We start from the raw sequence: 23,377 nt of genomic DNA, 5'->3' as shown, positions 1-23,377 counted from the left end.
CAGCCCGAGGGGAAAAGACGTGCTGCCCGGCCAGTCGTCAGGGAGGGGCCCGGCGTCCGGCCGGGCGGCGGAGACGGGACGACGGCCCCGAATGGCGGTATAGGTCAAGAAAACGCGGGGGCTCGCTACCGTGTCGCTCGCGACAATCGCGCGGCGCGCTTTACGGCAGCTTGCGTCAGATTTGGCAGCTCTTTCCGAAGAGATCGCACGCAACGCAGAAGAAGAATGACCCCAGCTGCAAGGGCGATGTTCAGCACGACCTGGGCCACAAGCATGGCGGTGAACATGGAAAACCTCCTGTTCCGGTGAAGGTGTGGCGTCGGGGGTCTTGAGGGCGACGCGCGCAGGGGGCGGTTGGGTGCGCTCGCCGAAAGACCCCTGCCGCGCCGTCATCGCGAGCCCCCCTTGAACCGTGCCAAAAACTTTTCGGCCCGCGCCTCGAAGACGCGGGCGGCGGCGCGGGCTCTGCCCGCGCGCACCTGGTTGAAGCGTCCGGCGATACGCCAGTAGATCCGAATTGCCAGTGTCATGCCGTTTGCTCCGGGTCGAAGAGTTCGAAGACTGTCTCGGCGCCCGCAAGCGCCAGCACCGCCACGACGTAATGCAGCCCCGGCGCGTTCTCGGAACGCAGCCAGTTCCGCACCGTGCGCGGGTTCACAGGCCGCTGCGCCGTGTTCAGCGCCTCGGCCACAAGGTCGGCCAGCTGGGCCTCGCTCGTCGCCTCGGGGAATGACCGCCAAAGCAGCGAGGCGAACCATTTCCGCTCCCGCTCCTGCGGGTCGCGGAACTTCTGGAAGGACTTTTGCATATGACTTCCTCCAATATGACCGCATGGGTCGGTCATTGCTGAAAAGAGGACGGGAGAGGGTGTGGAGGGCATCAGGCCGAATCCTCCGTATCAGGAGCTAGACCACCGCTTTTTGACTGAGGGGAGGCGGGGTGGATTGCACCGCTGTCGGCCATGAAAGATCTGATCTTCCGTTCCGTTTCCGGCCAGACACGCCCCCCGCACCTGAGCCGAGAAACAAGCTCGGAGTTCCCGACAGCCCGCTTTCCGAAATAACTCGCGCCCATACCTGTATTTTCGAGGAATGAGTCGATGTCGGACAGGAGTGCAGAGTGCTTAATCATGCCGCCACAATATCCGCTAAAGAGGATGTGTCAAGCATCCGCGATAAAGGACGTGCGTTGTGCTCCTCTCCAGCGGATATTTGTCGAATGTTGGACACTAGTTGGCGCGAGAGGCTTCGCGTCGCCATTCAAGACGCCGGAAAGTCGATGCGGGCCGTTTCCTTGGCCTCGGGGAACGGCCCGGGTTACGTCCATTCGATCCTATCGGATGGCAAGGAGCCGACCATGGACAACCTGGCGGCGGTTTGCGACGCGATCCCTGTCAGTCTTATCTATATACTGTATGGCCTTGATGTGTCTGATGAGGATTTCGAAATCCTCCGCGCGCTTCGTGAGTACCCTGAAATAAGACAGGGCATCTATCAGATCATTCGCGCAAAATCATCCTCCTGATCTCCGCCAGGATTTCGAGCTTTTTCGCCTTGGTCAGGCCTCTCAGGCGCCTCAGGTACTCATCAACAAGCATATTCTGTCTCCGATAGGGATCGCGCGTTCACCACGTTCGTCACCGAATGACAGATTCGGACGGTGCTCTCACCGCGTAATATCCTCTAACGCGGACATGGTGTGTTGACTATCCTCTTTGGCGGATGCACGTTGCTCTTACTGCAACCGCAAAAGGGGAGACCTATGAAGACCATCCTGACCACCGCCGTACTGGCCCTGCTGGCCGCGCCCGTGCTTGCCGCGACCGACACCACGGAAGACCAGGCGACCGCCGTGTCGCCTGCCTCCGCCCCGGATTGCTTCGCCCCGATCCAGGGCACCAATGCCTTCCAGCGCAGCAACGCGCCGGGCTGCGTCTATTACACCGCCCCCACCGGCAATGACCGCGACCCCGCCGCGTCCGGCGAGGGCGAAGGCGAGGGCGGCGAAAGCTCCGACACCTGAGCATCGGTGCCCCGCCCCGCGCGGGCGGGCATCCCATGCCCAGACCCGGAGGACACCATGCCCCGCATCCCCAAAATCCCCGAGCTTCCTGCAACTTACGGCTTCGGCACCTGGCGCGATGCGCTGCTCGGCCTGTTCATCGGCCTTGCTTTCATCGGCTCGGCCGGGGGCGGGCTCATGCTGGCCCGGATCGCGAAGGCCAGCCTCTGATGGCCGCGATCCTCACCATCGCCCCGCAGATCGCCGACCGGCTCGCGGCCGAGGCCGCCGCCGCCCGTATCGAGGCCAACACTGCCCGCGTTGCCGCCAAATCGAACGCGCGGGACGGCAAGCCGCTGCTCGCCCGCGCCGCTTTCGCCCGCGCCGAGCGGCTGCAGGGCCGGGCCGTCACCCTCGGCGCCCTGGCCGCGCAAGCCCGGGCAGGCGGTGCCGCATGAGCATCATGGACGCCATCGCCCCGCCGCCCGACGCACTGGCCGAGTTCGTTGTCGAATGGCGTGGCGCATCGCCCGAGGTCCGCCTCGCCGCGATCCGCGGCGCGCTCCGTCGCCACGGGATCGAGATCCCGGCGCTCCCGGGCCGGGTGGCGTTCTACGAGATCCAGCTCTTCGGGCTGACCGCCACCGGCCGCGACGAGGCTGAGGCCGCCCAAAACTGGATGGAGGCGGCCACCCGCCTTTGTCCCTTCGACTGAGTTCACAAGGATATCGCCATGGCTGATGAAACCATCGCCCGGGACATAGCCCGTGACGCCGAACCGGAATGGATCCTGAAATTCTCGATCAAGGGCGGCGATACCGTCGAATGGATTGCCGCGAAGTCGACCGTCTTTGGCGCTCTGGAAGAGCTGAACAAGCGCGAATGCGAAACCGGGCCCGTGGGCTGGGTCTTCCTCCCGATGGGGGCGATCAACATGAGCGAGGTTCGGTACGTCTCGATCCACCCCCGCCCGCGCGAGACCAAGCCCAAGCCCGCGCGGCGAGCGCGCTTCACCTGGGCTTGAGGCGAATGTCGCATCCCCTCCGGATCCTGATCGGCTGCGAGACCTCGGGCGTGATGCGCCGGGCCTTCGCCGCGCGCGGGCACGATGTCTGGTCCTGCGACCTGCTTCCGGCCGAGGATGCCACCAACCGCCACATGATCTGCGATATCCGCGACGTGCTTCACTTCGGCTGGGATCTGCTCGCCGTCATGCATCCGCCCTGCACGCGGCTCTGCAATTCGGGCGTCCGCTGGCTGCATGTGCCGCCGACCAACGCCCCGGCCGAGGCACGCCCGGACGAACGCACCGCCTGGCCGGATCTGTCCGAGGACACCCGCCGCGCCATCATGTTGCGGCTGCTCGACGAGGGCGCCGCGCTGTTTTCGGCCTGTTGGCGTGCCCCGATCCCGCGTGTGGCGGTCGAGAACCCGGTGATGCACCGGCACGGGCGCGCGCGGCTACCGGCCGATCTGCCGAAGCCGCAGATCGTGCAGCCCTGGTGGTTCGGCGAGCCGGTCTTCAAGGCCACGGGGCTTTACCTGCGCGGCCTCGCGCCGCTGAGCGCCACCAACCGCCTGACCCCGCCCGCGCCCGGCACCGAGGCGCACAAGCGCTGGAGCGCGGTCCACCGGGCCCCGCCCGGACCCGACCGCTGGAAGATCAGATCCCGCACCTTCGAAGGCCTCGCCGCTGCTGCGGCGGACCAATGGGGCGAAAACGCAAGAAAGGAGGCCGCATGATGGCCGAGACTGCACCCGACCGGATCGAGGAGATCGAGAGCCTTGCCCGGCACAATTGCGACGAGCTGGCGGGGCTGACCGCCGCGCTCGAGGAGCTCCGCACCCGTGTTGCCAGACTGGAAGGCGCCGACGCCGCCCCGGCAGCCCCGCAGAACTGCCCCACCTGCCGGGGCAGCGGGTTCATTCGCGACTATTGGCACCCGTATTGGGACAACGGCTACACGGAGACCGACTGTACGGCCTGCGGGGGAACGGGGAAGTTGATGGCCAGAGGCGCGACCGATGGTTGAGCGCCTGCTGTCGATCCCGGAAGCGGCGCGCGCACTCGGGGTTCCGAAAGAGAGCCTGCGGCGGGCGGCCGACACCCATGGAAAGACCATCCGCATGGGGCGGGCGGTCAGACTGCACCCCGACGATCTGGAGGAATTGATCGAACTATGCCGCGTCGTCCCGAAGGTGCCCGCCTGTATTGGAGAGAGAAGTCAGGACAGAAACCTTATTGGGAGATCCGCGATGCCGGAGGGATCCGTCTCTCGACCGGTACGAGATGTCGCGAAGAGGCTGAAGCTCAGCTCGCGGCCTATATCGAGCGCAAGAGCCGTCCGACCGGTCCCGTAAACCCGGACGAACTGAGCATTTCCCTCTGTCTCTCCATCTACGCCGAAGAGCACGCGGCCTTCGTCGCCGCGCCCGAACGTATCGGCTACGCCATCGAGGCGCTGGATGAATTCTGGCGCGATCTGCCCGTGTCTTCGGTCACCGGCGCGATGTGCCGCCGCTATGCGGCAACCCGCCAGCGCAGGTTCCGCGATGGACGCACCGCTCCCGTCAGTCCCGGCACGATCCGCCGCGAGCTGAACGTCCTGCAGGCGGCCATCAATCACTGCCATGGCGAAGGCTATCTGATCACCGCGCCCAAGGTCACGTTGCCGCCCCGGCCTGATCCGGTCGAGAGGTTCCTGACCCGCCAGGAGGCCGCCTGGCTGATCCGCGCCGCACGCAATCTCCGCAGAGATGGACGCCATCTTGCCGATTTCATCCTGCACGGCCTCTATACGGGCAGCCGGAAGGACACGATCCTCGGCATGCATATCGACACGCCCAGCGTTTCCGGCGGCCATGTCGACACCGTCCGCGGCATCCTCTACCGCAAGCCGATGGGCAAGGCCGAGACGAAGAAGCGGCAGCGTCCCGCCCGGCTGCCGCCGCGCTATCTCGCGCATCTCCGGCGCCAGGCCGCGAACGGGCGACGATTCGTGGTCCAGGACTGCGACGGATACAGGGTTGGCGACATCCGGAAGGGCTGGGCGCGGGCGGTTCGGCTGGCCGAGGAACTGGCGGCCGGGCAGGGGATCGAGATCGATCTCACCATGCCCGACGGAAAGGGTGGCCGGAAATACATCACGCCGCATGTCCTGAAGCACACGGCGATCACCTGGGCGGTGCAGCGCGGCGCGTTTCTTCCTGACGTTGCCTCATACTTTTCGACATCTCTGGAAACCATCGAGCGCGTCTACTGGCATCACAGCCCCGACCACCAGAGGAGTGCCGTCGAGGCGATGGACCGCAGGAAATGAGGCCCGAAACCCCCTGTCTGGGACTGGAGCGGGACTTCTCGAAACGGACAGCGCCGCGAAACTTCTGTAAGTATCTGATTTATTTGGTGCACCCGAAAGGATTCGAACCTTTGGCCTCTGCCTTCGGAGGGCAGGGGGAGCGCGAATATTCGTGTTAAATTCCTCAAATGTTCTTTATTTGTATCCATTTCGCGCCGTGTCATTTGACGCAAACCGCACCGAAACCGCACCGGAGCTTTCCAAAGTAGACGTAGGAAGAGGTTCGGCGCGATGATTGGGCGGAACGATGGACAAGTATGCACTCAGGCCGCCAAGGTCCGGAGAGCGGGACGAAGCTGACGCTGGTCTATCCGCAGAAGTGCATGCCGAGCACTCAGGCGACGGTATTCGCGATGCGTATGTCCCTCCCAGGAGGTGCATCGAAAAGACGGCCGTATTCCCGAGTGAACTGCGTCACGCTGGCGTAACCGACCGTGTGGGCGGCCTGTGCGATCTTCGCGCCCTCTGACAGCATGAGCCGCCTCGCTTCAATCAGGCGAAGCTGTTTCTGGAATTGGAGCGGCGACAGGGTCGTGATGGCGCGGAAGTGCTTGTGGAACGCGGGCTCACTCATTGCGGCGGCCTCCGCGAGTTCCTCGACCCTGATCGGACGGGCGTACTCCCGCCGCAGGATATCGACCGCGCGCGCGATCCGTCCCGCGTGGCTGTCCGGCACCCCGAGCGCAGCGATGGCCGGGCCGTGAATCCCCATGAGAAGCCAGTAGTGCAGCTCGCGCAGCAGGCCGTCGGCAAGCACTGGCAGTGCCTCGGGCCGATCCAGCAGACGCGCAAGGCGAAGGGCGGCATCGATGACCTCTGTGTCAATCGGCTCCACCCTCACTGGCGGCGCTTCACCCGATCGCAAGGAGACAGCCGGACGCAACGCACGCAGGATCACGGGATCGAGTTCGAGGACGAGCGCATAGTAGGGTGCCGCGATACTGGCGTGGGTAATCCGGCTGACTGTCGGGATGTCCGCCGCGACGACCATCGCCTGCCCCGGCGCGTATTCGAAGCTCGCGCCCAGCGTGGTCACGCGCTTCCGTCCCTGCAGCAGCATAGCGATCACGGGCTTCTGGACGGCAACCATCAGCTCTCCCGGGTGCAGGGCACGCACTAAGGTGAGGCCCCGGGCCGGGGTCGGCGCCGAACCGTCTGGCCCGGCATTGGCGTCGGCGAACCGGCGGCAATGGACGAGCAACTGAGCAAGGGGGAAACTGCTTTGGGCAATGGTCATGCGATATATTATGGCCGGAATCGGCCTGTCGGGGAAGGGGTGAATGGAAACAGGCAAGTCATGGCGAGATTCAGGCAACTACAAGCGCCGGCGCTCTTTTATTTCAGAGTGACACCATGACACCCTGAAAGGACACTCCCATGAGCAAGATCGCTCTCGTCACCGGCGCCAATCGCGGCCTCGGTCGCAACACCGCTCTCGCCATCGCCAAAAGCGGCGGCGACGTCATCGCCACCTATCGCTCGAATGCCGGGCAAGCACAGGAGGTCGTGACCCTCATCCGCGAGATGGGGCGCCAGGCCGTGGCGCTGCCCCTCGACGTTGCCGACACCGCAAGTTTTCCAGCCTTCGTCGAGAGCCTGCGCTCGGAGTTGCGCAAAATCTGGGGTCGCGACGGCTTCGATCATCTCGTCAACAATGCCGGGCATGGCGAATTCGCCCTGATCGAGGAGACCACCGAAGCGCAGTTCGATGGCCTGTTCGCAGTCCATGTGAAGGGCGTCTTCTTCCTCGCTCAAGCCCTTCTGCCGCTCCTGGCCGACGGCGGGCGGATCGTGAATTTTTCGTCCGGCCTGACACGGATCTCCTTCCCCGGCTTCGCGGCCTATTCGGCGGCAAAGGCGGCGGTCGAGATGCTCACGGTTTACATGGCGCGGGAATTCGGAGCGCGTGGCATCGCGGTGAACACGGTCGCGCCAGGCGCCATCGAAACCGATTTCGGCGGCGGACTGGTCCGCGACAACCCCGAGATGAACGCTCAGTTCGCGGGGATGACGGCGCTCGGCCGCGTCGGGCTGCCGGACGACATCGGTCCGATGATCGCCAACCTTCTGCGCGAAGATAACCGCTGGGTCACCGCACAGCGCATCGAGGTCTCGGGCGGCCAGACGATCTGATCACCCTGCATGACGCGCCGGTTCCCTCGGCGCGTCATTTCACTGGCCGATCTATGTTGCGAGACTGGAGCGTGACGGGCCTCGCCTCGCCTCGCCCCCTTTGGGCTCGGAGCGGACCTGCGGCGGCGCAGCATGGAGCTGGAGCCCCTCGGGCCGCTCGCTCGGGCGCTCGCTGCCGATAGCGGCCGTTCGACACCTCAACCCCGCGCCGCCCGCGGATCATGGAAGCGGCCGTTCATCGCGGTTGCAGCATGCCTTGGAGCCGCCAAGGTCCGGAGAGCGGGACCAAACTGCCATTGCCGCAGCTTTTGCGTAGTCGCTGGCAATGCAACGAAAAGCTGTTCGTCAATCGCGGCGTACAGGCCCTCTATCAGAGGAAAGCTCCAGGATATCCCCCTTCGGCAACCGAGCTGCAGAGGGGGTTCCAATCGCATCCGCCGCAGGCTGATCTTATGCGACCGGCCGCGAATTCCCGGCGAAAGCGTTGGATGACTGCTTCGTCCAGGCTCAGCCGCGTCCCCGGTTCCAACGGGAGCGCTAGAAGCTCCCCAATGTCGTCAGCGGCCGCCCGGTCCCGGGCGACCACACTCTTTCGATGGCAATGCGGTTCCGACCCGTCGAGCAGCGGGGCGCAGATCTCGTCAGGGCCATCGACGATCACCACATCTTCTCCCGCACCGATCCGGCCGATGATCACCGCAAGGTTCGCCGTGAAGGCAGGGGAATATCCCTCGCCTACGTGCGTGAGGATGCAAAGGAGATGATGGGGGCGCAGCCGAACGGTCATCCGCCCTTGCGGGTCATCCGGCCGCAGATCAGCTTGAGCACCATTGCCCCGAGCGCGGATTTCAGCACCGCGCCGAGTAGGAACGGCATCACACCGGCCACGATGGCCTGTTCGGCACCCACAAGGGTCGTCAGCCAAGCCGCACCCACGGTGAGACAGACGAGATTGGCGGTCAGCATGGCAACGAAGGCCAGGCCGACGCGCTGCCCAGTCCAACCGCGTTCGGCGAGCCAACCCATGATCATGCCCGCCACGGGGAAGGCGAAGAGGTAGCCCGCTGTCGGTCCGACGAAGTGATGCGCCCCTGCAGCCCCACCGGCCAGGACCGGCAAACCCGACGCGCCTTCGATCAACCACGCCGAAATCGTAATGCCGCCGAGCCGCCAGCCATAGAGCGCGCCGACCAGCGCGACCGCGAAGGTCTGCAAGGTTACCGGGACGGGGAACATGGGAACCTCGATATAGGACGAGGCAGCTAGCAATACCGTGCCAAGGATAACAGCGCCGATCTTCCAAGCGAGGGGGCGGTTTTGCAGGCCGAGCGGATTAAGAGCGGCCCCGGCAGGGGCGGTGGTCGACGCGGTCATGCGAACTTTCCTTTTTGATTACAAACAACGTTTGCTTCCTGATAGTTTACCCAGCCCCGAAGGTCGAGAAAGGGCTCGGAGCGGACCTGCGGCGGCGCAGCAGGGCGCCGGGGCGCCTCGGGCCGCCCGCTCGGGCGCTCGCTGCCGATAGCGGCCGTTCGACGCCCCATGGCGTCGATGCTTGACGAATCGCGGAAGCGGACATCCGCTTGATCAATGGAAAAGCTCTCAACCAGCGACGCAAACGGCCCTCAGCCGCCCTTGCCTTGACATCGGTATGCCGCGGCGCGGCCCGTCAGAGCTACCATTCGCTGCGCCTGCGAAGCCGGGCATCCGACGTAACCATGCGGCGTGGGGTCGCGCGGAAATCCGACAGATGTCGTAGACCAGCCCTCCCCAGACATTCGTGCCGCGCGCAGCGTCAGAAGCCCTTCAGCGGAGCGGCTTCATCCCTCCGGCGCAATGCAGCTGATTAGAAACGTTTCAATTCAGATCTGTTGCAAAGACATTACGACGAGCCAACTGCTGCCACATCCGTTCGTCCGGTTCCCAACCGGCCTTGCGCATATCATTCAGAAGGCGCAACCGCGTCGCCCTGTCAGGGGCGTTCAAGATCACGTGCTGCCAGATCAGAAGGTCCGGCTGCGGCCCATTCTTGCACAATCCATCCAAGATCGGCTTGAGGTAGCGGAAGTCTCTCGTCTTCACCATAAGGCAACCAAACATCTGTACGTCCATCTGCCCTCCCATCCGCCTGAAATCTCCCGCAATTTTCTTCGCGTCAGTAATCGAGGCCGCTGACTTCATCAACGACGTGACGATTTGCTTGTTCGGTTTCACACCTTTGCGCAGCATGTCGCGCCATAGCCTCATCGCAGCCAAATGGCTCGGGGCCTTGGCGATGAGAGTGTTGAAGGTGACCTCGTTCGGTTTCACACCCGCCGCCACCATCTCGGCCCGCACGGCCTCGGCCAGGGCGAAATCCGGGGCCTTGGCGATGAGAGTCGAGAAGGTGACCTCGTTCGGTTTCACACCCGCCGCCACCATCTCGGCCCGCACGGCCTCGGCCTGGGCGAAATCCGGGGCCTTGGCGATGAGAGTCGAGAAGGTGACCTCGTCCGGTTTCACACCCGCCGCCACCATCTTGGCCCGCACGGCCTCGGCCTGGGCAAAATCCGGGGCCTTGGCGATGAGAGTCGAGAAGGTGAACTCGTCCGGTTTCACACCCGCCGCCACCATCTCGGCCCGCACGGCCTCGGCCTGGGCGAAATCCGGGGCCTTGGCGATGAGAGTGTTGAAGGTGACCTCGTTCGGTTTCACACCCGCCGCCACCATCTCGGCCCGCACGGCCTCGGCCTGGGCGAAATCCGGGGCCTTGGCGATGAGAGTGTTGAAGGTGACCTCGTTCGGTTTCACACCCGCCGCCACCATCTCGGCCCGCACGGCCTCGGCCTGGGCGAAATCCGGGGCCTTGGCGATGAGAGTCGAGAAGGTGAACTCGTTCGGTTTCACACCCGCCGCCACCATCTCGGCCCGCACGGCCTCGGCCTGGGCGAAATCCGGGGCCTTGGCGATGAGAGTCGAGAAGGTGAACTCGTCCGGTTTCACACCCGCCGCCACCATCTCGGCCCGCACGGCCTCGGCCTGGGCGAAATCCGGGGCCTTGGCGATGAGAGTGTTGAAGGTGACCTCGTCCGGTTTCACACCCGCCGCCACCATCTCGGCCCGCACGGCCTCGGCTTGGGCGAAATCCGGGGCCTTGGCGATGAGAGTGTTGAAGGTGACCTCGTCCGGTTTCACACCCGCCGCCACCATTTCGGCCCGCACGGCCTCGGCCTGGGCGAAATCCGGGGCCTTGGCGATGAGAGTGTTGAAGGTGACCTCGTCCGGTTTCACACCCGCCGCCACCATCTCGGCCCGCACGGCCTCGGCCTGGGCGAAATCCGGGGCCTTGGCGATGAGAGTGTTGAAGGTGACCTCGTTCGGTTTCACACCCGCCGCCACCATCTCGGCCCGCACGGCCTCGGCCTGGGCGAAATCCGGGGCCTTGGCGATGAGAGTCGAGAAGGTGACTACATCATACTCCGGCATCCCGGTGGTGCGAGCAATAGCAAGGGCTTGCATGAAATTCTGTTGAAGATGAATAGTTAGGTTGAACCGACGCACTTGCAGCACGTCTATTTCGTCGCGGAGGGCCGGGGTGGCGGCGGCGCCATGCGCTTCCTTTAAACGCCGCAGTGCCCCCAACCGGTTCTTCGCCTTCCAAATTAACTCCGCGTCGAGCAGAATCAGCCGCGCTTCGGCATCAGCGGCATCCTTGTGCTGGCGCTCAGCCTCCGCCTTTGCCGTGGCCGCTTTGTGGCGGTGCCCTTCCGCATAGGCGAGCGCCTGATCCAAGCTCGCACGGGCGGTGAGGGTATCGCCCGTTTTCAATGCCGCCTCGATATTTGCGCTGATCTCGGGCAGGGAGGGAAGGCTGTTTCCCATGGCACGCAAGGCGACCAAGACATCTGCGGTGGTGTCCCGGTCGGTCAGCAGAGAAAACAGCATGTCCCTTATCTGGCTAATGCCTTGCGTCTGCTCCTCAAGCATTGAGGTCTGAAGCTTCTGTTTAGCCTGCAGGCAGGCCAGAATTTGCGCCGTTGCCATCTCATGCGCCGGGCGCAGGGTATCGCAGATTGATGGATCGAGAAGCAATCGACGCACTATCGGTGCGACCACCCGACGAAAACCGTCCTGCGCAGTGGCGTTCCGATGACTGGGATCGGCCGGGCAACCCTTCAGCAACTGTTCCGTTATCGTATCGGCGTCGCGGGCGCAGGCCATGATTGTTTCTGCCGATATCGCCGCCCCCTCGATCATTTGAGGAACCAGCCGACGCTGTGTTTCGGACAGGTGGGTGTCCTTAAGTGCCTCTACAAGTTCCTGTTCCACACTGCGGACAATACTGTCAGTGCTGTTCGGCCAGTTCTTGGCAAGCTCGAGCAATGAACCGACCCCAGACATCGTGGAACCTGCCACGGCGATGGTGCCTGTGCCCGTGGCTGCCCCTACTGCAGCGACTAAAATGTTCGCCGCATGGAAATATTTGCCAGCGCGAATTGTCATTGCTGCCTCCTCTTCAGCGCAAACCATAGCTGCGCGGGCAACCGTTGTGCAGTGCGGGCGAGCATGACTCCGTTTTTTAGCCAAATACGCGGATGCAGTGCCATCATCACGGTGATCTGATAGTCTGTTTTGGTCTGGCTTGCGTTGAAGCGTGAACAAAACAAGCCCCCCAGAAAGCGAGCGTTCGCACCAGATGCGGCGAAGGTCGGCTGCCCGTCGCGGGCTTCGATGCAAAGCTTCATGAGATCCCCCGGATCGTGCCAAAATCGCAAATCAATACGAAAGAGTATTCCGCAGATGCGCTTTTTTCTCAATCACCGCCTTGCACGCCATTTGACCGCGCGCAAAGCGTCCGGCCGAAGGCGATGCCAGCCTTCGGATTCGGTGGCCACGGCCAGGGGCTCTAAAGACCTAGGACTTCTTCGCGATCATAAGCCGGGACTGCTCTTCAGCACACTTCCCGCCACCTGCAGGCGACAGCGTCCCGAAGGTCCGCTTCGGGGAAGCCCGCGCGATAATGGGCGAAGGCCTCGAACGTCCGCTCCCCGCCGCCACCGTACTCGTCGCTTCCGGCCCGGAGCGGACCTTTGCGACACCGTCGGCTGCCGCGGCGCAGCTTCCCCGAAGCGGACCTCCGCGGTTATGCGCAGCATTGGCGGGCAACGAACGTCAGGTAGGCGGACAAAGCTGCCGCTCCCTGCAAATCAGGTCAATTCTGTCATAACTGCCTTGCGATAGGCTTCGCGCTGCGACAGGCGGTCGTACCACGACTCAAGCGCAGGCAGGCCGGGGCGCTCGATGGGCATATTGAACCAAGCATAGGCAATACAGCCCAGCGGGATATCTCCGATCCCCAGGATTTCCCCAGACAACCATGGTCTCTCGGCGAGAGCCTCGTCCGCGACTCTCATCAAATCGGCACACTGTTTCTGTCCTCGCAGCATCGCTGTTTCATCGCGCGCCTCCTGCGTGCAACGAACCAGATTCCAAAACAGATCGCGGAAGGGGACAGCGAATGAAAGGGACGCCCAGTCCATCCACTTGTCGGCAACAGCCCAGGTTCGTGCATCCGCCGGGGCAAACTCACCGTCACCATACTGCCGGGCGAGGTATCGGACGATGGCATTGGATTCCCAGAGTACCAGCGATCCCTCCTGGAGACAGGGAACAAGTCCATTTGGGTTGAGCGCACGAAACTCCGGTGTGGACACAAGGCCGAAAGCGCCACCTGCGGGGACATGCTCGTATTGCAAACCCAGCTCTTCCGCGCACCACAGCACTTTGCGAACGTTGGTTGAATTGTCACGTCCCCAGATTTTCATGACTTATCCCTTGTTGATGTTTGCGCCTATACGCCGACGTTTATTGGCAGGAAAGGGCTCCGAGCAGACGTGCGGCGGGCCAGGCCAAAGGCTCTGGTCAGGTGCCCTGTCGCTGCCGGCCCGAACTTGCCGTCCGCCTTCGTCATCTGATGCTGCGACGCAGCCCGTCAAACCGGACCTTTATCCATGGTGAAGCATTCAGTGAACTCTCGTGCTACATATTTTCAGGTATGGACGTCGAAGAAGCTAAACTTTCCAATGCAAACTCGGATTCTGGGGGACATACCAAAGGTCGCGAACCTGTGTGTCATCGCTGTTCGGCGTGGGATCCGCATCTCTGACACGGAAGGTGGTTGGGATTTTCACTGCGCTTCCGAAGATCAGTGCATGCTGTTTGGGCAGAGATGGTAACCGCTTCAGAACTGTTTCCGAGATGAAGGGCGTCATCTGTTTGATCTGCGAAAGATCGTCAGGGTTTTGGATGCGATGAACGATGAAGTTGTTGCATTGCGATAAAACTGTCTTCGAGAGCTCGCTTGGTCGCTGCGAGGCGACGATCAAGAAAGCCCCGTATTTTCGACCTTCCTTGGCGATCCGCTGGAAGGTGATGCCAGCATCAATGGCGAAGCGGCTTGGGCGCTCTGAGATGTAGCGGTGCGCCTCTTCGAGGATCAGATGGACAGGCATCTTGTTTCTGGGTGTTGCGCGGCGCATTCGGTCGAAGATCAGCCGTGCAACAACGGCAGAGGCGAGTTCGATGATCTCGTCAGAAGCATCGTTCAGGTCGATGATGCAAAGCTGCCGCTCTTTCCGGTAGCGCCCTCCGTCTCTGGCAATGCCCAAGAGTCGATCCACGAAATGGGTTGGCTCCCTATCGTGTTCTTCTAATTCCTCGACAGAGGCCCTTAGGAATTCGAATTCTGGGTTGTCAGAAATCGACTTCAAGCGTGTCACCATCTGGGAGCAGTAGTCTCTAATCTGCCTGTTTCCGTTTGCCTCTTCATAGTGAAGCGCGAGGTCGAGCGCCGCCTGTAACCGCTCGAAGGAAAACGGCTTATTTGCATATGTAGGCAACACAGGCTCGTCTTGAACAAACTCAGAAAGGAATTCAGACAAGCCGATGGCATCGGCTAAGGAGCCGTAATTAACTCCTAGTTGATGCCTGATCTGCGGAATGCTGATCTCATCCGTTCTGAAGGATGCAAGAATCGCGACGAGGCGATCTGATTTACTTGGACTGCTGGCATCGGTCTGAAGAATTGCCAGCAAAGTCTTGGCGAGCACGTGATTTCTTATTTCAGAAATGCCAGCGGCGTCCTCGACGATACCACTTTCCTGCTCAGCGAAAAGTGTAGTTAGACCGAGAGCTGTGCGAAGAGCGGGCTGCTGCGACCGCTCGCTGGCGCGCAACAGAAGCGCCCATTCATCGACCGTCATGAACCAATGCGGCAGTCGGAAGCGGCTTACTTCTTCGTTCCCTAAGAGACTCCTCCTGGAAACCCCGATCTCTTCACCTGGGTCGGTGGCTTTGAGAAAGCTTGAATTGATAGACAGCGTTAGGTTGTCGAGCGCTTGTCGATACTCGCCGTTGACATCGAAGATCACGAAAGACGCGCCAAGCGCGCCGAAGGCGTCTGGCTTCATGAAGACAGACTGGAAAATCGAGGCAACAGTGCAAGATTTTCCGCTTCCAGTATTGCCAAGGACGGCGACGTGTCCCCCAAACAGGGCATCAATCTGCGCTTTAACAGGGTAGTCTTTGAACACGGCCGAGGTGCCTATCTCGATAGTATGGGGGACCGCTCCCTCCTTTTCAGCGCCCTCAGCGTCGATCTTTGTCTGCCGATCTGCCGGTTGCTCCACGTTGAAGATGCGGTCCAAGTCTTCATCGCGCGCATAAAGGGCGTCTGCATAAAGCGGGGGAAACGTCGAGACACCGAATTTGAAGGAGCCGCCCTGGACAGGCATGGAGCCGACCGGAACCACGTCTAAGAACTTTGCCGCTGTGGCTTTGTCCATTTCTGGGCCGTTGCCATAGGCTGGCGAAAAATCCTTTTCCCTGAGACCGATAACCTCCAAGACGACATACTCGGATTGGGTCGGCACCATGAGATATGACCCGAGGGTCGCGACATAGTGGACATCATCAAAGCCAACGACTGTGAAGTTGTCGCTGCCCCTATGCAGCTCGACAACCAGACGATCCGCTGAAACGCTAACGATCTTGCCTATGGCGCGGCTTGCATCATCTCTCGCCATTGTTGCCATCCTGCTGTTTCGAAAGCAGCTTCTTGAAGACCTTTTCGATGGCCTGCTCTTCTTTCTGGTCAGCGCTCGTTGGCATCAAGTCCTGCACGATACTGTCGAAGTAGTGCGCCTTCTTTCCCGTCTCCTCGTCGCTGCCCCAGATGAACCAAATCCTTGGGTCTCCTAATGCCGCGAGCTCTTTAGTTACAGGATTGTTGGTGTCTTCTGGGTTGAGGAAGGCGATCAAGCGGAAGCCCGGGAGGGTCAGCCCTTGAAAGATAATGTTGTTGATGTGCTCATCCCCAAAACTGAAGCCCATGACGAAGAGGACACTCTGATCTTGAACGATCTGACGTTGGAATTCGCGGAACATGTCCGAGTAGGGCGAGCCAAAGCTCGCTGTCTGCTTAGATGGTGTCGGATAGATCATGACGCGATCTTCGGTGGGATCGAGCCTTCCAGCAGACTCCCGGATTGGGAAAAGGCCTGTCTCTTCCTCCGTCCAATTTACGGATCCGTGAAGCTTGCAGAAATACACATATCCGTCCACTGCCGCCCACCTCTTAGAGGAAATATCGAGCTGCTCAGCCAAAGCACGGCGATACGTGGCTGGGTTGAAGCGGCGTTCGACCGTGCCCGAGAAACCATTTGAGTAGGGAATGCCTGATCGGTCCATCGCCTTTTCGTTGAAGAGGTCGTAGTTGGTGGTGAAGACCCAAGGTGGCGCAAGCCCACGGGATCGTGTAGCCAACGACTGATAAAAGCGCCGATAGAGTGTCACGACTGTTTCGTCGCCTTTTGCAAACATTCCTTCGCTGCATTTCTGAAGGATGAAACCCTTAACGCCCGAAATAACAGCCTCGACGGTTTTGAGCGCTTCCTGGAAATCCGTATTAGTGCTCGTCTTGCAAAATTGCTGCGCCGTCATCAGCGCTTCCATCATCCGCTCGAGGTTCTTGCCGAAATCTCCGTTTGTAAGCTCGATACCGAGCGTGTCGTTGAGCGCAGCCCGTTGCTCAACAGTCACAAATGAATTAAATCCCGGGAGGCCAGGCATAGTTTTGAGTATCGTTTGAAACTCTGCCGCGAGCGGCCCCATGGTCGGAATGCCAAGCTCATTGTTTTCGTGTGTGTAAGACGAGCAACCTGAGCCAATGAGGAAAGACAGGTTTTTGGAGCCAAATACCTCTGCCAGATGCCGCCGAATAACTTCAGCGCGCTCGTCAAAGCCTGCTTCAGGGGGGAGCTTCGCGAACTCGTCTTTGCTCCCTTTTCTAAAATTGATCAAACAACCTCTCCAAGTAAGTCTCGCCCTTGCCTTCGGGCCGTACGGTAGCGCATGAGTTCAAATGTTGTAAGCCCGGTTCCGGTTGCTGCACCTCAATCATAAAGACATGCAGCGAATGTCCACAATTCGCCCGATTTTTTGAACTTAGCCGAGATGAGGTCCTGAGCACTTTGAATGTCTGCTCCCGCCGGTGATGCTGAACCGCTTTTCGCCTGCAGAGAAAGTCCGCTCACCGCCCTACGCCCCACACAGCCGCCCGGTCAGCGCCACCAGCTCCCGCTCCTCGGCAGCGGACTGCACAAGCCCGTAGCTTGCGGCGATCCGCCGGAACCGCAGCACATACTGACAGCGGAAGCCCGGATCCGGCGGCAACCAGTCGAGCGGCCCGCGCGCGCCTTTCGAGCGGTTCGCCGAGGCGCTGACGGGCAGCAGGTTGACCGGATCGCGGGCGAAGCGGGCGCGCTTCTGGGCCGACCAGCTGGCGGCGCCGTGGCCCCACGCATAGCGCAGCGGCACGATATGATCGATGTCGAGATCCCCGGCGTCGGTGATCACCTGCCCGGTATAGGGCGCGAACCAGCGGCCGTGGCGCACCGAGCAGCCCGAGGGCGCGAGCCGCACCGGCACGGTGGAGAGAGCCGCCAGCAGCTCGGCCCGGGTGTCGAGGCAGTCGCCGTCGGGATCCGTCCAGCCCGAGCCGAAGGCCGCGCGCTCATAGGGCGCGGCCGGTGCGTCGCTCTGCGGGGCCTGCGCGACCGGCGCGCAGGTCAGGAGCGTCAGGCTCAGCAGGAGCAGGGACAGGAGACGGCGCATGGGACGGACCTTTTACCGGGCGCCCCCAAGATCCGGTTAAACGCCGACCGGGCCGGGGGAACTCATACGAGCCCCACCCTGACCTCGCGATTGGCGATGATCAACTCCCGCGCGGCGGTCGCGCCGCCCTTCGAGACCGAGTAAGTCAGCCGCACCTCCTCGATCAGGAAGGCGCCGAACAGATCGCGGATTTCGGGCCGGTCGTTGATCGACAGCAGGAAGGCGCCCTTGATCCGGCCCAGGCGCTCGGCCAGCTCGGCGAACTGGTCGCGGTCGAAGAGCCCCTTGCCGTAATCGTCCTCGCCACCCCAATAGGGCGGATCGAGATAGAACAGCGCCTGCGGGCCATCATAGCGGGCCAGCACGTCCTGCCAGGGCAGGTTCTCGAAGACCACGCCGTCGAGCCGGGTATGAGCGGCGTCGAGCAGCGGGCCGATCTTGGCCAGGCTGAACAGAGGCCCACTGTTCGGCGATATGCCGAAAACCCCGCGGAGCTGCCCGCCGAAGGCCAGCCGCTGCAGATAGAGGAAGCGCGCGGCACGTTCCAGATCGGTCAGCGTGGCCGGATCGCAGGCGCGGAGCCGCTCGAACTCGCGGCGCGAGGTGATCTGGAAGCGCATCACCTCCATCAGCTGGGGATAATGGCGCTGCAACACGCGGAAGAGATTGGTGATCTCGCCGTTCAGGTCGTTCGCCACCTCCAGACGCGGGCGCCAGCTTCGGCGCAGGAAGACCCCGCCCATGCCGAGGAAGGGCTCGACATAGGTGCGGTGCGGGATCGCCTCGATCCGCTCGATGATCCGCCGGTTGAGGGCCTTCTTGCCGCCCATCCACGGGGCGACGGGGGTTGCGGGGACGGTTTTTCGCATTTCGTTCATGTCAGGAACCTGTTCTAGGTCCGCCCGCTCTCGCGAGAGCCGGGCGACAGATTCCCTCTCGGGTGTCGGCGCAGCATCTGTTGACGCAGGCTGCGTGGTGAGGCGGTGCTACAACACCGCCTTGCCCCCGCCCGTAAGCGGGGGGAATTCAGTTGCGTGAGAGAAGGAAAGGGTGGCACCCCCAAGCGGGCACGCGAGAACGGGGCGACCCCCGCGGGCGTTGGGCCTGCGAGGGTCTAATTTAGTTTCAGTTCTTTGATAAGTTTAGTGGGCCCTTGCCTGGCCAGTTCCGTTGTTATAGCGGATACCCTAACCAAAGGTTGTCTGTATTATAGATAACTCGCCTTATGGTTGTATTTCTCATGATCGCCTTCCCCTGACCGCTTCGCCGATCCGCCGCCCGATCTCGCCGGGCGAGGGGGCGATCCATCCGATCAGGGCGACCAGCACGATCCAGGGCGGAATGACATTGACGATGACGGTCTCGACGCGGTCGGCGCGGAGGCGGTTCTCGGATTGCTCCTGGCGGATCTCGCGGGCGCGGGGCCGAAGGATGGAAGGCGCGTTTTCGACCTTCTGGCCCTGGACGTTTTCGGCCCCGGCCTGGACGTTGGCGGCGACGTTTGGCCCGAGCGGCACGGGCAGCCCGCCGCATCCGGCCAGCAGCAGCGCCGCGAGGAGCGCCCTCATGCGCCGTCCCAGCGAAACGGCACGTCGGCCGGAACGCCGTCGAGCCCCTCATGACAGAGCTGCCGGGCCTTGTTGCGGCGGATCAGGAGGCCGCGAATGCCCTTGCCGCCCGCGAAGCGCCAGCGCGGAAGCTCGTCGCAGGCGCCGCGCAGATCGCCCGCATTGAGCTTGCGGATCAGGGTCGAGCGCGCAGCCGCGCCGAGCCCGACATTATAGGCCCAGTCCAAAATGCCCACATAGCTCCGGGCCGGGATCAGGTCCTCGACGGGATCCGCGATCAGCCGGTCGAGCCCGGCCTCGAACTCCGCGAGCCTCCCGGCGAACATCGCCCGGCACTCGGCGGGCGTGTAGCTGTCGCCGAGCGCGACGCCCCGGGTCTCGCCGAAGCAGACGGTCGGCATGCCGACGATGTCGAGATAGGCCTCTGTCTTCAGGCCCTCATTGCCACCGACGAAGCTGAGCGCGAGGGCGGTGGCGGCGGCGCCGCGTTTCAGGATCCTGCGCATCGGTTCACTCCATCCTCTGGGCGATCAGCCGGGCGGCGAAGGCGGCCGCGGTCACCAGCGCCGACAGCCCGGCAAAGAGGCCGCGCGGGATGCCCAGCAGATCGGGCGAGGCGAGCGAGAGCCCGGCCTCACAGCCCGAGAGCAGGCCCGCGATCAGGATGAGACGGATCGACCAGGCGCGCCGGATCAGCGCGCGCCAGTGGGGCACGAGGTGCATTTGGGGCTCCTTTCGGGGGAATAGCTCAGCGCGGGACGCGCTGCAGGACGGTCTTGATGTCGGCGCGAAGCTCGCGCAGCAGCGCGTTGGTCTCCTCGCGGTCGCGCTGGCGGGCGGCGAGATCTTCGGCGCGCTGCCGCTGCCAGCGGGCCTCGAGGGCGCGGATCTCCTCGGCGAGCCGGGCGGTCTCGCGGTCGAGCGCGGCGGTATTGGTCCGCGCCCGGGCCTCGAGCCGTACCGACCAGACGGCCAGCCCGAGCAGCGAGAGCATCACCGCCCACCAGTCCCGGATCTGCGTGGTCAGTTCCTGCATGGGGCCTCCGGCGGATGGGCGCGCGCGGTGTTGGTGACGGTCATGGCGGGCCTCGTCATGGGAGGGCAGATCAGCCGGTGAGGTGTTCGCGGCGCCTGAACAGGCGGACGCGGCCGGTGCGGAAGACCTCGTTGATGCGTCCGCCCTCGGCCCAGCGGACCCGGACGGCACTCAGCGCCGAGGCCTCGGGGGCGCCGGTCGGGACGGCAAGATCCTCCATCCCGGCCTTCAGCGGCGCGTCCCAGATGCAGCCATGGACCAGCCGGGGCTGGCGCGGCATGGGCAGCCGCAGCATGCCGGAACAGACGTCATCCCTGCGGAAGCCCGCCCCGGGGAAGGACGTGAAGGGCGACCAGGTGCCGGTGACCTCGGGCCGCACCGAGATCTGCAGTGTGGAGGTGGTCTTGTTGGTGGCGACGGCCTCGAAGACCAGCGCATATTCGTATCCGTCCTCGAACTCGGGCGTCTCCACGTTCTGGATGCTGCCTGCCTTGTCGTAGCTCCAGATCAGGCCGGTGGCGCCGTCGCCGGGCCGGACCATGTCGAAAGGGTGCCAGCCCGGGATCACAGCGTCGGGGGCGTGGGCCAGGATCGCGGCGCGCAGGATCGCCCCGGTCACCGCGCCGTAGATGTCGGAAAACGCATCCTTCGCCTGGGCCTCGGTCAGCTGGTTCACCCCGGCCGGAACGAAGCTGCCGGAGGCGAAGGAGCCCAGCGTGATCCAGCCATTGTTCGGGACATTGCGCATCTTCAGGGCGCGGGCGTCGGTATCGACCCAGAGCATGCCGGCCGCCGTCTCGGCGGGCGGGGTGGCCCCGGCATTGCCGCTCTGGATCGCGGAAAGCACGCCCTGCAGCATGGCGAAGGCCTGGGCCTTGGTATGGCCGGTGTCGAGCAGATAGGTGGCTTGGGTCATGTCATCCTCATGCGGCCTGGAGGGCGGTCACGGTCAGGCCCGTGATGCCGATGGTGTAATCGGGGCTCTCGACGCCCAGGACCGCGCGGAAGCGGAAGGCCCGGCCCGAGTAGTCGGCGGCATCGAAGCTCTGCCAGGGCCCCCAGCGGGCGGCGTCGGGGGCGTCATCGGTAACCGAGACCTGCAGATCGACATCGCCATAGGCATCCGTCGAGCCGAGCCAGAGCCGCGCATCGGGCGGCGTCCACATCGCCGTGCCGGAGGGCTCCCAGAACAGGTCCCGGGCCTCCGAGATCAGGAGCTCGATATCCGAGATCAGCCGCACCGGCTGGACCGCGCCCAGATCGATCCGGCCCGCGAAGGCATAGCGCGCGCGGGTCTCGCCCGGCGCCATCGCCAGCACGCCGCCCGCCGCGCTGCAGCCGGTGGCGGTTCCGGCAAAGCCCGGGGCCTCGGCCAGGGTGGCGACGGTGGTGGTCGGGATGGCCGCGGAGTTCGGGATCGCCATCGCTCGGGGCGTCGCGCGGGCCATCGATTTTGCGAAAGGGATCATCGAGGGCAAGCAGTCCGGGTTCCCCGAGCTCGCCCAGGACGTTCTGCGGGTCCTCAGCCGTCAGCTGGTCGAGCTCCACAACCGCTTTCGCTGGTACGAGATCACGATGCGTATCCAGGCTCGTCTCAGCCGCCAGGCGCAACTCCTGCAGAGCATTCCCGGAGTTGGGCCGGTCACCGCCTCGGCCGTGGCCGCCACGATCGGATCGGGTCACCAGTTCAAGAGTGGGCGGGAATTTGCGGCGTGGCTTGGTCTGACACCGCGCAACCACTCCAGCGGTGGCAAGGAGCGCTTAGGGAAGATCACCAAGATGGGCGATCGGTATCTGCGTCAGCTTATCGTCGTCGGCATGACATCGCGTGTGCGGCAGGTCTCCAACCATCCGGAGCGTGCCGATCCCTGGCTGACGAAGCTGCTGCAGAGGAAGCCTGCCCGGCTCGCGACCGTCGCCATGGCGAACAAGACGGCGCGGATCATGTGGGCGGTGCTGACCAGGAACGAATCCTACCGACCTCACACAGCCTGAGACATACCGAAACAGCGAGATAGCAAGACCGACGATGTGATGGTGTACCCTTCAGCCGCAACGATCAGGAAGCTCCGCCGAATGTCCCGGGCGAAATTGCCCGCAAAGCAGATAGGAACCTGATCTGCGGATCCCATCAGGGCCAGCGGTGTGAACCGCGCAAACAGGCCGGACACAAGACTGCTTCTGAAAAGGTGCGCGAGATCATTTACGACTTGCTATGCGGGAGCCATCCACACAAGACGTTCGATGCCCCAAGGGCGCGCCGCCCGCCGATCACGGAAGCGGCCGTTCATCCCGGCTGCAGCATGCACTCAGGCCGCCAAGGTCCGGAGAGCGGGACGGAGTGGACTTTGCCGCTTGGCTGTCGAATGACCGCTTGCACAAATTTTCAGTGCCCTTTGGCGGTGCCTGATTAGACCACTTCGTCCGGGTACGGCAGCTCATCAAGAGCCACGTTCACGAAGTCGGGGTCGGGTGTCCTGGAAAACCGCACGGCGGGCACATGAGTTCGCCCTTCCGCTATCGCTTTCACAACACGATGCATGCCATCCATCAGTCGTCCTTCGGCGCAGAGGATAACGGGATGAAGTGGATCGACTTCGTTGATCAAAGCGACGTGAGAAGCAATTGAGCGCGGTGTCGGCACGGCGTTTGCATCACCGTACCACCAATTCTCGTCTGTTTCGGCAATATCACTCACCGGAACAGTTTGCACCTCGATATCGCGTGCAGCGCGCATGAGCCGATGCACGTCCCATACGTGCCGATCCGACCCCACTTGGCGAGAATGGTATTGTTTTCTTACTGTTTTGGTATTCGTCCGGTCCATTGCCACCTAATAGCAAAGCATTGGAAGCGCTGCTAGCGATCCGTTTTGATCTTCGGGAAGCCGACATTCGTGCTTCGAGCCGCATCGGTCGGTTTGGGCTCAAAGCCGACATGCGGCGGCGCAGCATGGTGCTGGAGCGCCTGGCGGCACCCACTTGGGCGCTCGTTGCCGATAGCAGACGTTCGCGCAGGGCGCGGCGGATGACCGCAGGCAGCCCAGAGCTGCCGGTCGTGCCCCAGCGTCACCTGCACCTGCACCTGCACCAAGGACAGCGGCTAGCGGCTGGTTGGCACCGGCACGG

The 23,377-nt window shown here is 63.1% G+C and carries 29 protein-coding genes and 1 pseudogene; 11 read left to right on the top strand and 19 right to left on the bottom strand.

What is annotated here, in order from left to right:
* Positions 1 to 389: 389 nt before the first annotated feature.
* Both A6W98_RS21510 and A6W98_RS14480 read right to left on the bottom strand, forming a co-directional pair.
* The gene (locus A6W98_RS21510; protein ID WP_168161834.1) at positions 390 to 530 is read right to left on the bottom strand and encodes a hypothetical protein; all 141 of its coding nucleotides are present in this window, start codon (positions 528 to 530) and stop codon (positions 390 to 392) included.
* A complete protein-coding gene (locus A6W98_RS14480) occupies positions 527 to 808 on the bottom strand; it encodes a hypothetical protein (RefSeq protein WP_042462572.1) in 282 nt (93 codons plus the stop codon). Before A6W98_RS14480 ends, A6W98_RS21510 begins: the two co-directional genes overlap by 4 nt.
* Before the next feature lie 548 nt (positions 809 to 1,356).
* Here A6W98_RS14480 and A6W98_RS21690 point away from each other — a divergent pair.
* The 9 genes from A6W98_RS21690 to A6W98_RS14440 all read left to right on the top strand — a co-directional run bounded on the left by A6W98_RS21690 (position 1,357) and on the right by A6W98_RS14440 (position 5,321).
* The gene (locus A6W98_RS21690) at positions 1,357 to 1,524 is read left to right on the top strand and encodes a hypothetical protein (protein ID WP_196760187.1); all 168 of its coding nucleotides are present in this window, start codon (positions 1,357 to 1,359) and stop codon (positions 1,522 to 1,524) included.
* A 237-nt stretch (positions 1,525 to 1,761) separates the two neighbouring features.
* Entirely contained in the window at positions 1,762 to 2,022 is a 261-nt protein-coding gene (locus A6W98_RS14470; RefSeq protein ID WP_042462568.1) for a hypothetical protein, read from the top strand.
* 57 nt (positions 2,023 to 2,079) lie between these two features.
* The gene (locus A6W98_RS21190; protein WP_155734823.1) at positions 2,080 to 2,232 is read left to right on the top strand and encodes a hypothetical protein; all 153 of its coding nucleotides are present in this window, start codon (positions 2,080 to 2,082) and stop codon (positions 2,230 to 2,232) included.
* Entirely contained in the window at positions 2,232 to 2,459 is a 228-nt protein-coding gene (locus tag A6W98_RS14465; protein WP_042462567.1) for a hypothetical protein, read from the top strand. The genes A6W98_RS21190 and A6W98_RS14465 overlap by 1 nt, the downstream gene beginning before the upstream one ends.
* Positions 2,456 to 2,716, top strand: a complete 261-nt coding sequence (locus A6W98_RS14460; protein ID WP_042462565.1) for a hypothetical protein — start codon at positions 2,456 to 2,458, stop codon at positions 2,714 to 2,716. Before A6W98_RS14465 ends, A6W98_RS14460 begins: the two co-directional genes overlap by 4 nt.
* An 18-nt stretch (positions 2,717 to 2,734) precedes the next feature.
* Positions 2,735 to 3,025: a hypothetical protein gene (locus A6W98_RS14455; protein ID WP_042462562.1), complete on the top strand. Its 291-nt coding sequence runs from the start codon at positions 2,735 to 2,737 to the stop codon at positions 3,023 to 3,025.
* A gap of 5 nt (positions 3,026 to 3,030) precedes the next feature.
* Complete coding sequence (locus tag A6W98_RS14450; protein WP_042462559.1) at positions 3,031 to 3,744, top strand: hypothetical protein; 714 nt, start codon at positions 3,031 to 3,033, stop codon at positions 3,742 to 3,744.
* Positions 3,741 to 4,034 (top strand): zinc finger-like domain-containing protein, encoded by a 294-nt coding sequence (locus A6W98_RS14445; RefSeq protein WP_042462558.1) that lies wholly within the window; start codon positions 3,741 to 3,743, stop codon positions 4,032 to 4,034. Before A6W98_RS14450 ends, A6W98_RS14445 begins: the two co-directional genes overlap by 4 nt.
* Positions 4,035 to 4,181: 147 nt before the next feature.
* Positions 4,182 to 5,321: a tyrosine-type recombinase/integrase gene (locus A6W98_RS14440; protein ID WP_063490933.1), complete on the top strand. Its 1,140-nt coding sequence runs from the start codon at positions 4,182 to 4,184 to the stop codon at positions 5,319 to 5,321.
* 373 nt (positions 5,322 to 5,694) lie between these two features.
* Here A6W98_RS14440 and A6W98_RS14435 read toward each other — a convergent pair whose 3' ends face one another.
* Positions 5,695 to 6,597 carry an AraC family transcriptional regulator gene (locus tag A6W98_RS14435; protein ID WP_042462556.1) on the bottom strand — a complete coding sequence of 301 codons (903 nt, stop codon included), beginning with the start codon at positions 6,595 to 6,597 and terminating at the stop codon, positions 5,695 to 5,697.
* Positions 6,598 to 6,737: 140 nt separating this feature from the next.
* Here A6W98_RS14435 and A6W98_RS14430 point away from each other — a divergent pair, with 140 nt between their 5' ends.
* On the top strand, positions 6,738 to 7,493 hold the full coding sequence (locus A6W98_RS14430; protein WP_042462554.1) for an SDR family NAD(P)-dependent oxidoreductase: 756 nt from the start codon (positions 6,738 to 6,740) through the stop codon (positions 7,491 to 7,493).
* Positions 7,494 to 7,863: 370 nt separating this feature from the next.
* Here the strand turns inward: A6W98_RS14430 and A6W98_RS14425 are convergent, their stop codons facing one another.
* From A6W98_RS14425 to A6W98_RS14360, 15 genes are all read right to left on the bottom strand, one after another.
* On the bottom strand, positions 7,864 to 8,280 hold the full coding sequence (locus tag A6W98_RS14425; RefSeq protein ID WP_042462552.1) for a DUF1284 domain-containing protein: 417 nt from the start codon (positions 8,278 to 8,280) through the stop codon (positions 7,864 to 7,866).
* Complete coding sequence (locus tag A6W98_RS14420) at positions 8,277 to 8,867, bottom strand: biotin transporter BioY (protein ID WP_042462550.1); 591 nt, start codon at positions 8,865 to 8,867, stop codon at positions 8,277 to 8,279. The genes A6W98_RS14425 and A6W98_RS14420 overlap by 4 nt, the downstream gene beginning before the upstream one ends.
* Before the next feature lie 483 nt (positions 8,868 to 9,350).
* Complete coding sequence (locus A6W98_RS14415; protein ID WP_063490932.1) at positions 9,351 to 11,975, bottom strand: pentatricopeptide repeat-containing protein; 2,625 nt, start codon at positions 11,973 to 11,975, stop codon at positions 9,351 to 9,353.
* The gene (locus A6W98_RS21185) at positions 11,972 to 12,289 is read right to left on the bottom strand and encodes a hypothetical protein (RefSeq protein WP_155734821.1); all 318 of its coding nucleotides are present in this window, start codon (positions 12,287 to 12,289) and stop codon (positions 11,972 to 11,974) included. Before A6W98_RS21185 ends, A6W98_RS14415 begins: the two co-directional genes overlap by 4 nt.
* 390 nt (positions 12,290 to 12,679) lie before the next feature.
* On the bottom strand, positions 12,680 to 13,297 hold the full coding sequence (locus A6W98_RS14410; protein WP_042462542.1) for a glutathione S-transferase family protein: 618 nt from the start codon (positions 13,295 to 13,297) through the stop codon (positions 12,680 to 12,682).
* A gap of 246 nt (positions 13,298 to 13,543) precedes the next feature.
* Entirely contained in the window at positions 13,544 to 15,556 is a 2,013-nt protein-coding gene (locus tag A6W98_RS14405; RefSeq protein ID WP_042462539.1) for an ATP-binding protein, read from the bottom strand.
* Positions 15,543 to 16,832 carry an SIR2 family protein gene (locus tag A6W98_RS14400; RefSeq protein WP_042462536.1) on the bottom strand — a complete coding sequence of 430 codons (1,290 nt, stop codon included), beginning with the start codon at positions 16,830 to 16,832 and terminating at the stop codon, positions 15,543 to 15,545. The genes A6W98_RS14405 and A6W98_RS14400 overlap by 14 nt, the downstream gene beginning before the upstream one ends.
* Positions 16,833 to 17,069: 237 nt before the next feature.
* Positions 17,070 to 17,645, bottom strand: coding sequence for an HNH endonuclease family protein (locus A6W98_RS14395; RefSeq protein WP_081251942.1), 576 nt, complete (start codon positions 17,643 to 17,645; stop codon positions 17,070 to 17,072).
* 62 nt (positions 17,646 to 17,707) lie between these two features.
* Positions 17,708 to 18,514 (bottom strand): DNA adenine methylase, encoded by an 807-nt coding sequence (locus A6W98_RS14390; protein WP_063490988.1) that lies wholly within the window; start codon positions 18,512 to 18,514, stop codon positions 17,708 to 17,710.
* Positions 18,515 to 18,883: 369 nt separating this feature from the next.
* Complete coding sequence (locus A6W98_RS14385) at positions 18,884 to 19,213, bottom strand: bacteriophage spanin2 family protein (RefSeq protein WP_042464309.1); 330 nt, start codon at positions 19,211 to 19,213, stop codon at positions 18,884 to 18,886.
* Positions 19,210 to 19,719: a lysozyme gene (locus tag A6W98_RS14380; protein ID WP_042464308.1), complete on the bottom strand. Its 510-nt coding sequence runs from the start codon at positions 19,717 to 19,719 to the stop codon at positions 19,210 to 19,212. The genes A6W98_RS14385 and A6W98_RS14380 overlap by 4 nt, the downstream gene beginning before the upstream one ends.
* A 4-nt stretch (positions 19,720 to 19,723) precedes the next feature.
* The gene (locus A6W98_RS14375; RefSeq protein ID WP_042464306.1) at positions 19,724 to 19,936 is read right to left on the bottom strand and encodes a DUF7940 domain-containing protein; all 213 of its coding nucleotides are present in this window, start codon (positions 19,934 to 19,936) and stop codon (positions 19,724 to 19,726) included.
* 25 nt (positions 19,937 to 19,961) lie between these two features.
* Entirely contained in the window at positions 19,962 to 20,249 is a 288-nt protein-coding gene (locus A6W98_RS14370) for a hypothetical protein (RefSeq protein WP_042461673.1), read from the bottom strand.
* Between the two features lie 70 nt (positions 20,250 to 20,319).
* Entirely contained in the window at positions 20,320 to 21,165 is an 846-nt protein-coding gene (locus A6W98_RS14365) for a hypothetical protein (protein WP_042464304.1), read from the bottom strand.
* A 7-nt stretch (positions 21,166 to 21,172) separates the two neighbouring features.
* Complete coding sequence (locus A6W98_RS14360) at positions 21,173 to 21,673, bottom strand: hypothetical protein (protein ID WP_063490931.1); 501 nt, start codon at positions 21,671 to 21,673, stop codon at positions 21,173 to 21,175.
* Between A6W98_RS14360 and A6W98_RS14355 the strand changes: the two are divergent.
* A pseudogene (locus A6W98_RS14355) lies at positions 21,648 to 22,244 on the top strand (IS110 family RNA-guided transposase); the annotation flags it as partial. The gene A6W98_RS14360 and the pseudogene A6W98_RS14355 sit on opposite strands and share 26 nt — an antisense overlap.
* Before the next feature lie 415 nt (positions 22,245 to 22,659).
* On the opposite strand, the gene A6W98_RS21180 reads toward A6W98_RS14355, so the two are convergent.
* Positions 22,660 to 23,076, bottom strand: coding sequence for a hypothetical protein (locus A6W98_RS21180; RefSeq protein ID WP_042465177.1), 417 nt, complete (start codon positions 23,074 to 23,076; stop codon positions 22,660 to 22,662).
* Positions 23,077 to 23,377: the final 301 nt, after the last annotated feature.

The organism is Rhodovulum sulfidophilum DSM 1374 (genome assembly GCF_001633165.1).
GTDB lineage: Bacteria > Pseudomonadota > Alphaproteobacteria > Rhodobacterales > Rhodobacteraceae > Rhodovulum > Rhodovulum sulfidophilum.
This window is presented reverse-complemented; position numbering and strand designations above follow the sequence as displayed.